The sequence below is a fragment of the Clostridium tanneri genome (genome assembly GCF_033659955.1).
GTDB classification, from domain to species: Bacteria; Bacillota; Clostridia; order Clostridiales; family Clostridiaceae; genus Clostridium_AM; species Clostridium_AM tanneri.
In genome coordinates, this window is sequence record NZ_JARUJP010000010.1 from 65,424 (window position 1) to 79,260 (window position 13,837).

The following is a 13,837-nucleotide window of genomic DNA, read 5'->3' on the forward strand; positions in this document are numbered from 1 at the left end:
CTAAATATTATAATGCTTAAATGGAATTATCGAAGAAGGAAGGCTTAAGTTTATGGAAATCTGGAAAAGAAATTTAATAGTTTGCTGGTTTGGAATGTTTGTAACAGCCATAGGGCTTAGTCAAATTGCCCCTGTGTTGCCCCTTTATATAGGCCAGCTGGGTGTTCACGATACAGCGCAGATTGAACAGATGTCAGGAATTACTTTTGGAGTTACCTTTATAATTCTAGCAATTTTTTCGCCAATTTGGGGGCAAGCTGCAGACAAATTCGGTCGAAAACCAATGCTTTTACGTGCAAGTCTTGGAATGGCAGTGGTAATATTCTGCATGGGATTTGTACAAAATGTATATCAGCTAATGATATTAAGAATGCTCCAGGGAGTTGTTGCAGGCTACAGTACTGCTTGTACTACACTTATTGCAACTCAAACAGATAAGGAGCATGCCGGTTGGGCTTTAGGCGTAATTGCAACCTCATCTATCTCAGGTTCCTTGTTAGGACCAATGGTAGGTGGTTATTTAGAAGAAACTATAGGACTTAGAAGTATATTTTTTATGACAGGTGTGTTGATGTTAATAGTATTTGCATTAACCTATATTTTTGTAAAGGAGAACTTTAAAAAGTCTGATAGAAAAGTTCTTAAATTTAAAGAGGTTTGGGACCTGATTCCAAATCCTGCTTTGCTTGTTACTATGTTTATAACAGCTTTTATTTTGCAATTAGCATTTTATTCAATAGAGCCAATTATAACTGTGTATATTACTCAGCTATCTCAAAATACAGAACACATTGCACTGATATCTGGAATAGCTTTTTCAGCTTCAGGCTTATCAAGTATTATAGCAGCACCTAGATTAGGAAAACTCTCAGATAGAATTGGAGCACAAAAGGTAATGTTGGCAGCACTGATAGCAGCAGGAATTATATTTATACCACAGGCTTTTGTAAAAAGTCCTTTTCAGCTGACAGTACTTCGTTTCCTGCTAGGACTAGCTACAGCTGGGCTTACTCCATCAGTTAATGTACTAATTAAGAAGATAACGCCTAATTCTCTTACAGGAAGAGTTTTTGGCTTTAGCATGTCTGCACAATATTTAGGTACCTTTGCTGGCTCAATACTTGGAGGACAGGTGGCAGCCTACTTTGGTATCCGGTATGTATTTTTTATCACTAGTATATTGCTGCTTATAAATGCACTTTGGGTTTACAAAACTGTATGCAAGAGGATTAGTTATAATAAACGCAGCCAATTTGCCAATTAATAATTCTGGATATTAATATAAGAGAACTTTAAATAAAAATTCAAAAGCCAATGCTTAATAAAACCTAAGCATTGGCTTTTAAATTTTTAATATAACATACCTATGGTAATTTATTACTATAATAGATAACCTAAATATTAGGAACACTAATGAGGATAAAGGTTTTAATAAAGTATCATAACAAAACTAGTGCTGTTTATTAAAACTATAAATCAACTATAGGGAGGAAGGTTAATAGAGCTATGAGAAAAGAAATAAATTATATCACTATAGATGGCCGTGGAGAGCATGAATCTTTCAGAGACTGTATTACAAAGGCAATTCAAGAATTGAAACCTAATGAAGGAATACATATAATTAAAGATTTTGAGCCTTTTCCTATGTACAAAATGATGGAGGATAAGGGCTTTGATAAACAGGTAGAAAAAATAAGCGATGATGAATTTCATGTTTATTTCTGGCCTAAGGTTGAAGGTGATAAGATTGGTATAGGAGAAAATTTAAAATTTGATGAAGAAAAAATACAAAAAATAATGAATATAGAGGTTGATTATTTAAAGGGGAATTTATCTTTAAAAGAAGCTAAAAAGAAAGTGCAGAATTCCTTCAAAGAGGTAACAGCTCAGGAGTTTGCAGTTTGTGAACAATACATTGAGGAGAAGGGAATTTCCAATGATTTATTACTGGAAAAAATGGAGGAACTTTTAGAAATTTTCGATGGAATACTTGTAAGTAATAAGCTGGATTTACCTGTTGGACACCCAATTAGAACTTATTTAGATGAAGTAAGGGCTATAAGAGCAGTATTAAATAAAATGAGGTCTATGCTGAAGAACAAATTTATAAAAAATCAATGGGAAGAACTCTATGAGAAACTAGAACAAATAAATATTCATTTTTCTAGAAAGCAAAATCAGTTATTTGCCGCATTAGAAAGCAAGGGCTTTGATAAACCTTCAAAAATTATGTGGACATTAGACAATGAGATAAGAGATATAATCAAAAAGGCTAAAGGATACTTAAAAGAAGATAAAGATGAGGAGTTTTTAAGGCTTCAAGAGGAAGTTATAGAAAGAGTAGAGGATATGATGGTGAAGGAAGAAGAAATCTTATTTCCAACGTCCATGGATCTTCTTTCTGAGGAAGACTTTGTTAAAATGAGAGAGGGAGATGACGAGATTGGCTATTGCTTGATTGAAACACCTCCTCCTTACGGTAATAGGAAAGAAAAGAATACTGCTAATTTTCAAAAGGATGAACTACTTAAGGACCTTTCAAAGGTATTGGAAAAACATGGTCTATTTACAGCCCATTCTAATGAGGCAGAATTAGAAGTTAGCGAAGGAAAACTTACTCTTGATCAGATAAACCTTATTTTTAAGCACCTTAATGTAGATATATCTTTTGTAGATGAAAATGAAATTGTAAAGTTCTACAATGATGTTAGTCATAGAGTGTTTCCAAGAAGTCCAGGAGTTATTGGAAGAAAGGTACAGAATTGCCATCCAAGGGAGAGTGTAGATACCGTTCAGGAAATAGTCAGAGCCTTTAGAGAAGGAGAGCATGATGAAGCTGAATTTTGGCTAGAACTTGACGGAAAGTTCGTATATATACTATATAATGCTGTAAGAGACAGTGAAGGAAACTTCAGAGGAGTACTAGAAATGGTACAGGATGCAACTAAAATAAGAGGCCTAACTGGCAGTCAAAGGCTTCTATCTTGGAACAATAAAAAGTCGGAAAGTAAAAAGGAAAATAAAGATACAATTGAAAATATATATGGTATTACAGAGGAAACTACCCTTGGAGAATTAGTAAATAAATATCCTTTTATAAAAGAATTTTTAGTTAACCTATCACCTAAATTCAGTAAACTAAAGAATCCAGTTATCTTTAAAACTATGTCTTCAATAGCAACTCTTGAAATGATTAGTGGAAGAGGAGGCTTTGAAGTACAGGAACTTATAGATAAAATTGTGAAGGAGATTCAATCTAGAAATATGTAAATTCTAAACCATATTTTTCAGTAGTATCTTTAAAGAGAAAGCCACCGGTCTATAATTAGTCGGTGGCTATATTATCATATTATTAGAGTTTTTTGAAATATTTTTGATATAATTGGAGTAAAATACTCATATAACCAGTAGAGGAATAATTTAAAGCATAAGGAGGGTGAAGAATATGCTTGGAGCAATAACTGGAGATATAATAGGATCTGTGTATGAGTGGAACAATATAAAAACTAAAAGTTTTGAGTTGTTCTCTCCAAAATCAAGGTTTACTGATGATTCAGTACTTACAGTTGCAACAATGGAGGCTATTATTAAGGACAAGTCTTTCTCTGAAAGTTACAAATACTGGTTTAGGAAATATTCTAATGCAGGTTTTGGAGGCAGCTTCATGAGATGGGCGATGCTTGACGAAAGAGAACCCTATGGCAGCTATGGTAATGGCTCTGCTATGAGAGTTAGTCCTGTTGGCTTTTACTATAATTCTATTGAAGAAGTTCTTGCTAAAGCAGAGGAAAGTGCTGCTGTAACACATAATCACCTAGAAGGAATAAAGGGGGCAAAGGCAACAGCTGCTTCAATATTCCTTGCAAGGAAGGGTAGAAAAAAAGATGAAATAAAGGATTATGTTGAAAAGAATTTTGGATATAATTTAGAGGAAAGCCTAGAAAGTATCAGAAGCTGGTATAGCTTTGATGTTTCATGTCAGGGAAGTGTTCCACAGGCTATAAGAAGCTTTTTGGAATCCACTGATTATGAAGATGCTATAAGAAATGCAATATCCATAGGTGGTGACAGTGATACCATTGCCTGCATAACTGGAGGCATTGCAGAAGCCTATTATAAGGAAATTCCAGATTATATACTTAAAGGAGCTAAGGAACTGCTGCCTGAGGAAATGAAAGAAGTTTTGAAAGCATTTTATCAGCAGCTAGACAATAATTGATATAACTGAGGTGAAAACACTTGATTCGCATAATAACTGTAAGTAAAAACTTAGAATTAAAGAATTATACATCCATTGACAGCTTATCAGATCCAGATATAAGTTGGTACTGGGTAGACATGGAAGAACCTAATGAAGGCGAACAAAAGCTTCTTAGATATCACTTTGGCTTTCATCCTTTAGCCATAGAAGATTGTCTGCAGATATCAAATAGACCAAAACTTGATTATTATGGAGATTACGATTTTTTTGTTATAAATGCATTAAACAAAGAAACACTATGCCCTGAAGATATAGGATTGTTTGTGGGAGCAAATTATATTGTTTCTGTACATAGGACCCATCAAGATGAACTAGATCATGCCTGGGAGAGAATATCAGTGAATAAAAGGGCATGGGAAGAGGGACCTACCTATGTTGCCTACTCCATACTAGATAAAGTTGTGGATCAGTTTTTTCCTGCAATATATAAAATAGAAGACAGTCTAGAGAAAATTGACAATAATGTTGATCACTTATCTGTATACAAGTTAGTTGACCAGGTATTTGACATTAGAGGAGATTTGCTGCAGTTAAGAAGGATTGTAAACTCTATGAGAGATTTACTATATAGAATAGTTAACTCGGAACGGTTAAACTGGTTCAAAGAAAATAAATTTTATTTTGCAGATGTACATGATCATCTGCTGAAGTTATCTGAAATGATAGAAGCTAACAGAGATATAACGGCAGATATGCGGGATAGTTATATGTCAATAAACTCTAATAGAATGAATACTAACATGATGGTTTTAACAGTTATCTCCACAATATTCATACCACTTACTTTTATTGCAGGAGTTTATGGAATGAACTTTGACTATATGCCAGAGCTTAGATGGAGATATGGATATTTTGCAGCCTTATTTTTTATGTTTGGCATTGCAGTACTTATGTTTTTATGGTTTAAAAGAAAGGGATGGTTTGATATTTATAAATAAGTTTGGAGAGGAATGACAAACAGTAATAAATGATCTAACCAAAACTAAATTATATTTACAGAATTCAAATCAATGAGGTTCATTGGTTAGGCTTTACTAGAAGCGGACAAAACGGATAGTTTGGAACTATCCGTTTCTGTATGGAGCAGCATAAATGATTAGGTTGCTCCTAAGCATTGCCATATATATATTATTAACCAAAGATGGGTACGATATGCATTGTCATGCTGGTTAAGCATTGAAAGCTACTAATTTTAAATTGATTGTTAAAAGAAAATATATAAAATTATTAACAGCACAGTTAAAAAAGAGTATAAGATTAATCCTCTTAAAAATATTATTTAGCCTTAATCATTTGAAGTAATTTACCTAAAAAGCCTGTATTAGCATTATCAATTTCTACTTGATATTGAGTAAAATAAGCATCCTGTATAACTCTTTTAAAATCTTTAACTTCTTTTATTAAACGCTCACTATTAGTTAAAGATGATTGAACAAATGTGTTGAAATCATTTTGTAAATTAAGTTTTAATTCATCATTTTTGCTGTCAATTTTTTCTGACATAAATCCTGTAATTTTAGCAAGAAGTTTGTCATGTGAATTTATGTTAATTTCATTAAAATCATCAAATTTTGAATCTATATATTCTTTAATTTCCATAGATAAATTTTGTTTAAATTCATCAAGAGTCTTATTTTGAACTTCAATGATTGCAGTAGTAATATTTTGAAGATATAATGAATTGGAGTTTTGCATATCATTCATTAATTGAACTTTAAAATTATTAAGTTGAATTTGTTGTTCTTCTTTAATTAAATCAATAAGTTCTTCAACAGATAATAAATTGCTTTCCTGGACTTCAGTACCATTTAAAGGCAGCTTATTACAATAGCTCTGAATCTCTTTAAGAGACATACCTTTATTTTTTAATTTTATTAAGAATTCTAATTTATCAACATCATTACTAGTATAACGTAACTCTTTATCTACTATTGCAATTTTTAACAGATCGTCAAATATACTTGTGTAGTATTTTATGTTACTAGTATTTTCGTTTAATAAATTAGCAACCTGTTCAATAGAATAGTACAATATTTCGCCTCTTTTTTTATTTTCAATTTTAGCACTAACTTTTTGTGTATCTATGTATTTATCTTTATTATCCATAATAATTAATCCTCCCCTTCTTTTTTCGAATGGATAAGAGGTAAACTTAAGTAATTATTATAATTTTTTTAAAAAAAGGATTTAAAATATAAGGTTATCAAAATTTTCTTCGATAATAGGTATATAATAATGTAATAAGGAGAGTAATTATGGAAAAAGGTAAAATGTTATTAGTTGCACTAGGACAAGGTGCTGGAAATATAGTAGATGGATTATTAAGTAAAAATCAAAGATATAATGGGTTATTCTTAAATAGCAGTTTATTTGATATAAAACCACTAAAAAATGCCGATATGATAAAAAATGTATATGTATATCCAGGAACAGATGGTTCAGGAAGAGATAGAAATAAATCTAAAGAAATGCTAAAAGATAATATTAATGCCATAGGAACATTGCTAAGCAAATATCCTTTAACAGAAGTAGTTGTAGTATTTACAACTATGGCTGGGGGAACAGGTTCCGGCGCAATAAAAACCTTTATACAAATAGTAAAAAAAGTATTACCAAATGCCAAAGTAAATGTAGTAGCTGTTTTACCTAGTTTAAAGGAAGATGAATTGGCATTTAAAAATACTATTGAGTGTTGGAATGATATAAATAGTATAATGGACTTAATAAGCGATGTTAAGTTTGTAGATAATAATAAGAGAAATACCTACAAAGAAATTAATAATGAAGTAATTGAAAGTTTAGATTTGGCATATAACATAATAGGTATTCATGCTGATGGTAGTATTGATAATAAAGATTCATTTAGAATAAATACAGCAGAAGGATCAGGTCTTGTTTTAAAGTTATATGATGGCCTAAAAGATGCTAAGACTGCTGTTGATTTAGCCATAAAAAACAGTGTATTTGTTCAGCCAGATCTATATGATTGTGATTATTTAGGTATTAATTTAAAAATTGATGGATATGATCCATATGAAGTGACTAAATTATTCGAAGTTTATAAAAGTACATATATAACATATAATAATAAGAATAACATAGTAGTTCTTGGAGGATGTGAAACTCCTACAGAATCAATAAATTTAATAAAGATGGCTTTAGAAGAGAAAAATAAAAGAAAATTATCAAGAAGTAAAAAAAGAAGTGTTATGATTGATTTAAATATGAATAATAAAGAAGAAAAAGAAGAAATAGACGTACTTAATAATAGTGAACTTAATAATTTACTTGAAGACAATTATACTTTCTAGGATTAGTATTACTAAAACAATTAAAGTCAGACATTGACAATTTAGATAAGTTTAAATGTTAGTACAGGTTAGTATAAAGTTTAAAGTATAGAAATAAAAAATCACATGAGGATTAAACCTCATGTGATTTTTTTATATAAAATATTTAATCAGAAAGGAATGCATGCATTCCTAATCTTATTTTGACTACCATTTCTTGCAAAAAAGAAGGGTATTTTAAGAATATATAGAATATATGGAATATAGAAATAGTACATATGTATACAGAAATGTAAACATATGTAGAAATAACAATAATAAAAATATCTTAATTTAATTATTTATAGGAGGAATAAAAATGAGTAGAAAAAGTTTCTTGAAAAAAGGAATGGCACTAGTGATAACAACTATCTTTACAGTTGGTTTTACAAGCTGTGGCTTAAAGTCAAATCAAGCAACCAGTGGACAACAGTCTGATAGTGCTGCTAAAACTCTTGTAGTAGTTAACTGGAAGGATTATGGCTCAGACAAAGCAGAGGTAGTAAAAGAATTTGAAGACAAGTATAAATGTAAGGTTGAACATATTTATATGTCTTCAGAAGAAGAATTACTCACAAAGCTAAGAACTGATGGAAAAGGCAAAATAGACGTAGTACTTCCTAATGCTTCTGTACTTCCAGTAGCAGAAAAAGAGGATTTACTTGAAGCAATAGATACTAATAAATTAGAAAATTATAAGAACATAGTAGATAAGTTTAAGAACTTACCTGAAAACAGTATGAATGGAAAGACTTATGCTGTTCCATGGGTTTGGGGTTCTACAGCATTAGCTTATAACACAAATATAATCAAAGAAAATATTGATAGTGTAAATGTTCTATGGGATGAAAAGTATAAGGGACAAATTGGATTTAGAGATGATTTCAATGATGCAGTAATGCTTACAGCTATTGCACTTGGACAAAACCCAAATAAACCAAGTGACTTAAATGCAATTAAGAATAAACTTCTTGAACAAAAGCCACTAAACAAGACCTATTGGAAAACTGGTGATGAGTGGTCTAAATTATTTGCAAACAACCAAGTAGCCCTTGGAGTTATGTGGAGTGGACAATCTGCTTCCATGAAAAAAGAGGGACAGCCAATAAAATTTGTGGTACCAAAAGAAGGTGCTATTGGTTGGGTTGATAACTGGAGTATAGTGAAAAATGCACCAAATCAAGACCTAGCTTATAAATTCATTGACTTTATGACCAGTAAGGAATTCCAGGAAAACTGGGCAAAATCCGGCGGACCAGCTCCCACAAATAAACTTGCAATAGCTGCTCTTGATCCAAAATTAGTTGAAGACAACTTCATGAGCGAAGCTGTGCTAAGTAAACTATACTTTATATCTTATCAGGATGAAGCAACTAAGAAAGCTTGGAATGAATTATGGCAGGAAGTTAAGGCAAAATAGTGTGATATATAAATTTAAGATTTAATTTGTGCGGGGTATATATTAGTAATTCTTCTCTATCATAAGTAATTTTTGAATATGACTTCAGAATCACTAATATATACCTATACATAGACTTAATTCTAGATTGAAGTATCCATATTTAACAAAAAGTGATTTTGAATGGAGGAAGAGAAATGAAGAAAAACTATCTACTTATGAGCCCTGCACTTTTTGTTCTTATTGCCTTTGGTATTGTACCATTATTTATAATGCTCTATTTTAGCTTTTTAAGTGATGGACAATCAGCCAGCTTTACATTACAAAATTACATAGATTTTTTTTCTAAAGGTCTATATGTAAAACTAACTGCAAAAACTATAAAGATAAGTTTTATTGTAACAGTTATTTGTTTATTAATAGCTTACCCTATGGCCTATATTATGGCTAAAATTGTTCGAAAGGGCAAAGGAATTATGCTTCTTCTTATTATCATACCCTTTTGGACAAGCGAACTTGTTAGAGCCTACTCCTGGCTCAACCTTCTTAGAGATGGTGGCATATTAGAGATATTTCTAAGAAAGCTTCACATAATTGGAAATGGTAGCTTAGGTATTCTGTTTACACAGGCAGCAGTTATAATTGGACTTACACATATTTTCTTTCCATACATGGTTATTACAATTTATATGTCCTTGGAAAAATTAGACGATTCTATTATAGAAGCATCAAAAAGCCTTGGAGCTACTGCTTTTAACACCTTTATAAATATTACTCTTCCTTTAAGTAAAACAGGAATTCTAACAGGTTCTATCTTAGTATTTATACCATGTCTTGGAAGCTTTGTTGAACCTAGAATATTAGGTGGAGTAAATGGTTCCGTTATAGGAACAATTATTGAAGATCAATTTTTTGAAATCTATGGATGGAATTTTGGTGCAGCAATAGCCTTTATACTTCTTGCCTTGGTGCTAGTATCTCTAGGCATATTTTCTAAGTTTAACAGGGAGGTGTAGCAGGTGAAAAAGCGGATATTTGGATGGACCTATGCCCTATTAATATTCACATTTCTATACATGCCAATAATTGTTATGGCGGTGATGTCCTTTAATAAATCAAGATATAATGCACTTCCTTTTACCTTTAGCACTGAATGGTATTTAGAGCTTTTTAATAATACAAAACTGATAAATGCAGCAATTAACAGTGTTTATATTGCTTTTATTACAGCTGTCCTCTGTGTAATTCTAGGAACTGCCTTGGTCCTTGAAATCCCTGAAGGAAAGAAAAAAATAAAGAATACTGTGAACTCTATAGTCCTTATGCCGTTGACAATTCCATGGCTTATTATGGGATTATCACTATTACTATTTTTAATGAAGGTTGGATTAAGCAAGAATTTATTTATATTAATAATTGGACATGTTATTATTTCACTGCCTTATGCAGTATTAGTAATAGGTGCTAGAGTTTCTGATATGGATAAAGCAATAGAAGAGGCATCCTACAGTCTTGGAGCAAATGAATGGACAACTTTTAGAAGGATAATACTGCCTGCCATATTTCCGGCAGTTATTGCAGGAGGATTCTTATCCTTTATGATATCCTTTGATAATTTTGTTATTTCTTATTTTCTAATTCCTACTGGCAATAGTACTCTGCCAATTGAAATATATTCTTCAATTAAATTTGGATTTACACCGGAGATTAATGCAGTAGCAACGATTATTTTAGCTGTTTCTTTAATAATAATTATACTTATTGCTCTTCTTATGCAATCATCCCTTAAAAATATATTTAGGAGGGGAGCTTAATGTCATATTTTCAAATAAAAAAATTAAGTAAAAAGTACGATTCAAATACAGTTTTAGACAACGTAGACCTAAGTATTGAAAAGGGAACCTTTTTATCCCTGCTGGGACCTTCCGGCTGCGGAAAAACCACAACTTTAAGAATTGTTGCAGGTTTCGAAAGTCCAGATGGAGGAGATGTAATAATAGAGGATGAAGTGATTAATAAAATCCCAGTGTATAAAAGAAATATAGGAATGGTATTTCAAAGCTATGCTCTGTTTCCTCATATGAATGTTGAGCAAAACATTGCTTATGGACTTGAGCAAAGAAAGATGTCACAAAGCGAAATTAGAAAAGAAGTAGCAAAAGCAATTGAAATGGTACAGTTAACTGGCTTCGAAAAGAGAAAGCCTAAGCAATTATCTGGAGGACAGCAGCAAAGAGTTGCCCTTGCTAGGGCATTAGTAATAAAACCAAGATTACTGCTTTTAGATGAAAGCTTAAGTGCCTTAGATAAAAAATTAAGGGTTGATATGCAGGTTGAATTACGTCAAATTCAAAAAAAGGTTGGTATAACAACAATCTTCGTTACCCATGATCAGGAAGAAGCTTTAACTTTATCTGATAAAATAGCAGTTATGAATAAAGGTGAAATTATACAATTAGATACTCCTCATGCTATTTATGAAAAGCCAGTTAACTCCTTTGTAGCAGGGTTTTTAGGACAATCAAATTTCTTTAAAGGAGTAATAAGGGATATCAGAGAGGATATCTACTGTCTTCAAATGGAAAATGGAGATAGGATACATATAGAAGCGGAAGAAAAGCTAAATTTAAATCAAAATTGTGTTCTTTCAATTAGACCAGAGAAAATTTCTATTGAAAAAGAAAAGCCTAGTAATAAGACTTTTTTAAAGGGAGTAATCAAATTTATTACCTATGCAGGTAACCTTTCTATATACAGGGTTGAGGTTATGGGAGAAGAAGTGATAGTGCAGCAGCAGAATTTCTTTGGAGAAGAAAAAGTTAAAAACGGAGATAATGTATATTTAACCTGGGATAAAGCAAGTAGTATTATTTTAAATGAGTAGGTGATTTTATGACAGTAATTAAGGAAAATAAGGTCCTTGTTATGGGCGGGATAATAGTTGATAAATATATTTTAGTAAATAAGTATCCCATTAGGGGAGAGGATACTTTAATTACAGATTCCTTTAACAGGGTAGGAGGATGTACAATAAATGTTGCCTGTGCACTAAAAAATCTTGGAATTGATGCATATCCTGTATCTGCTATAGGCATGGATGAAGATGGCGATACAATAGAAAAGTTTCTCCTAGAAAACAATATTAATAATGACTGTGTTGCTGTAGAAAAAAATAAAACCACAGGTTATTGCATTGTAGTTTTAGATTCTGCTACAGAGAGAACCTTTATGAGTTATAAGGGCTGTGAAGAGATGTTTTCCTATAGCCTCATAAAGCCTAATTTGGTAAAAGAAACTGCCTTTGTCTATTTAACAGGGTATTATCTATTAAGTAGCTATGCAGCAAAAATATTAAGGTTTATAAAAGAGGTTAAAGAAAGAGGAGCTTCTGTTATGTTTGATCCAGGTCCTTTAGTAGGTGAAATAGAGTCAGAAATATTATATTCAATTTTAGAGTTATGTGATGTTTTAATACCTAATGCTAATGAACTAGAGAAAATCAAAATAAAGTTAAATGCAGAGGAAGAGGTTGATAAATGGATAGAAAAATATAAGATAGAATACTTAATAATTAAAAATGGAGGAGAGGGAATCACTGCTTATAAAGGCAACAAAAAATACAAAGGGGCAGCTTATAATGTAAAATCAATGGATACTACAGGAGCAGGAGATAGCTTTGCAGCAGGATGTATTTATGGTTTTTTAAATAACCTTGAATTTGAAGAAGTGCTTAGCATAGGTAGTGCCTGCGGTGCTTTAAATACCACTTTTATGGGACCAAATGGAAAGTATAGCTTGGAAGATGTAGAAAGACTTATGAAAGGAGAGACTAATCATGCTTAATAGGGCTTATGGAGCTTTAATAGGTTCAGCTATAGGTGATGCTATGGGAATGCCTGCATCATTTATGACACCGAATCAAATAGAAAAATCCTATGGAAGGATTTTAGGCTTTAACAAACCATCATCAGAGCAGAGGGCTCATGGTTCCTTAGAGAAAGGAGAAATAACCGATGATACTGAAGAAAGTATTATTATTGCGTCAGTTTTAATAGAGAAAGCTGGCTTTCATGTAGAGCTTTTTGTAGATAAAATGAGACAATGGGCAATTAAAAATAAGATGTTGGAAACAACGGTTATTGGGCCAAGCACAAGAAGATTTCTAACTTCTATTATCAATGGAGAAGATTATATTAAGGCAGGGAGATTGGGAGATACTAACGGTGGTGCTATGAGAGTAGCACCAATAGGAATCTTCCATCATGGAGATGTAAAAAATGCTGTAGAGGATGCCTTTCAATCAGCCATTGTATCTCACGGCAGCAAGCCAGGAGCAGCTTCCACCTGTGCTGTAGCAGCTGCTGTAGCCTGTGCAGTAGAAGGAAAGGAGCCAATTTCTGAGGTGATGAAAGCAGCAATTTATGGAGCACATTATGGAGAAGAAAAGGGGTATGATATACCGTCGCCTTCCGTTGAAGAAAGAATAAAACTGGCTATAAAGGTTGTAGACAGCAATAAGGATAAAAGCTTAGATGAAGTCTGTAAAATGCTGTACCGATTAATTGGAGCAGGTATGAAGAGCTATGAGTCTATTCCTTTAAGTTTAGGTGTTTTTTATGCTGGCGGTGGAATTTATGAGGAATGTTTACCTGCAGTAATTAATATCGGCGATGATGCTGATACTAATGGTGCTATTGTTGGTGCCCTCTGTGGTGCTTTCGGCGGTGCATCAAGTATTAGAGATCAGTGGAAATCACATGTAGAAAAGACCAATCATATAGATTTTTACAAGATGGCTGAGAATATTCTTTCTGCTAGAGATAAAAGAAAGAGTAACTTTAAATAAAA

At 32.2% G+C, this 13,837-nt stretch carries 12 protein-coding genes; 11 read left to right on the top strand and 1 reads right to left on the bottom strand.

From position 1 onward, the window contains the following. Positions 1 to 52 precede the first annotated feature (52 nt). The 4 genes from P8V03_RS10180 (at position 53) to corA (ending at position 5,199) form a co-directional block, all read left to right on the top strand. On the top strand, positions 53 to 1,264 hold the full coding sequence (locus P8V03_RS10180) for a multidrug efflux MFS transporter (RefSeq protein ID WP_318798089.1): 1,212 nt from the start codon (positions 53 to 55) through the stop codon (positions 1,262 to 1,264). 242 nt (positions 1,265 to 1,506) lie between these two features. Further along, complete coding sequence (locus tag P8V03_RS10185) at positions 1,507 to 3,270, top strand: PAS domain-containing protein (RefSeq protein WP_318798090.1); 1,764 nt, start codon at positions 1,507 to 1,509, stop codon at positions 3,268 to 3,270. A 175-nt stretch (positions 3,271 to 3,445) separates the two neighbouring features. Next, entirely contained in the window at positions 3,446 to 4,219 is a 774-nt protein-coding gene (locus tag P8V03_RS10190; RefSeq protein ID WP_261670369.1) for an ADP-ribosylglycohydrolase family protein, read from the top strand. A gap of 20 nt (positions 4,220 to 4,239) precedes the next feature. Then, the gene (gene corA, locus P8V03_RS10195) at positions 4,240 to 5,199 is read left to right on the top strand and encodes a magnesium/cobalt transporter CorA (RefSeq protein WP_261670368.1); all 960 of its coding nucleotides are present in this window, start codon (positions 4,240 to 4,242) and stop codon (positions 5,197 to 5,199) included. Positions 5,200 to 5,536: 337 nt separating this feature from the next. Here corA and P8V03_RS10200 read toward each other — a convergent pair whose 3' ends face one another. Further along, positions 5,537 to 6,367, bottom strand: a complete 831-nt coding sequence (locus tag P8V03_RS10200) for a helix-turn-helix domain-containing protein (protein ID WP_261670367.1) — start codon at positions 6,365 to 6,367, stop codon at positions 5,537 to 5,539. A gap of 149 nt (positions 6,368 to 6,516) precedes the next feature. Here P8V03_RS10200 and P8V03_RS10205 point away from each other — a divergent pair, with 149 nt between their 5' ends. The 7 genes from P8V03_RS10205 to P8V03_RS10235 all read left to right on the top strand — a co-directional run bounded on the left by P8V03_RS10205 (position 6,517) and on the right by P8V03_RS10235 (position 13,835). Then, the gene (locus P8V03_RS10205) at positions 6,517 to 7,572 is read left to right on the top strand and encodes an FtsZ/tubulin family protein (protein ID WP_261670366.1); all 1,056 of its coding nucleotides are present in this window, start codon (positions 6,517 to 6,519) and stop codon (positions 7,570 to 7,572) included. Between the two features lie 337 nt (positions 7,573 to 7,909). After that, positions 7,910 to 9,010, top strand: coding sequence for an ABC transporter substrate-binding protein (locus P8V03_RS10210; protein ID WP_261670365.1), 1,101 nt, complete (start codon positions 7,910 to 7,912; stop codon positions 9,008 to 9,010). A gap of 176 nt (positions 9,011 to 9,186) precedes the next feature. Then, positions 9,187 to 10,005 carry an ABC transporter permease gene (locus tag P8V03_RS10215; protein WP_261670364.1) on the top strand — a complete coding sequence of 273 codons (819 nt, stop codon included), beginning with the start codon at positions 9,187 to 9,189 and terminating at the stop codon, positions 10,003 to 10,005. 3 nt (positions 10,006 to 10,008) lie between these two features. Continuing rightward, complete coding sequence (locus P8V03_RS10220) at positions 10,009 to 10,803, top strand: ABC transporter permease (protein WP_261670363.1); 795 nt, start codon at positions 10,009 to 10,011, stop codon at positions 10,801 to 10,803. Continuing rightward, positions 10,803 to 11,873, top strand: a complete 1,071-nt coding sequence (locus P8V03_RS10225) for an ABC transporter ATP-binding protein (protein WP_261670362.1) — start codon at positions 10,803 to 10,805, stop codon at positions 11,871 to 11,873. Before P8V03_RS10220 ends, P8V03_RS10225 begins: the two co-directional genes overlap by 1 nt. 8 nt (positions 11,874 to 11,881) lie before the next feature. After that, complete coding sequence (locus tag P8V03_RS10230) at positions 11,882 to 12,832, top strand: carbohydrate kinase family protein (RefSeq protein WP_261670361.1); 951 nt, start codon at positions 11,882 to 11,884, stop codon at positions 12,830 to 12,832. Next, positions 12,825 to 13,835, top strand: a complete 1,011-nt coding sequence (locus P8V03_RS10235; RefSeq protein ID WP_318798091.1) for an ADP-ribosylglycohydrolase family protein — start codon at positions 12,825 to 12,827, stop codon at positions 13,833 to 13,835. The genes P8V03_RS10230 and P8V03_RS10235 overlap by 8 nt, the downstream gene beginning before the upstream one ends. Positions 13,836 to 13,837: the final 2 nt, after the last annotated feature.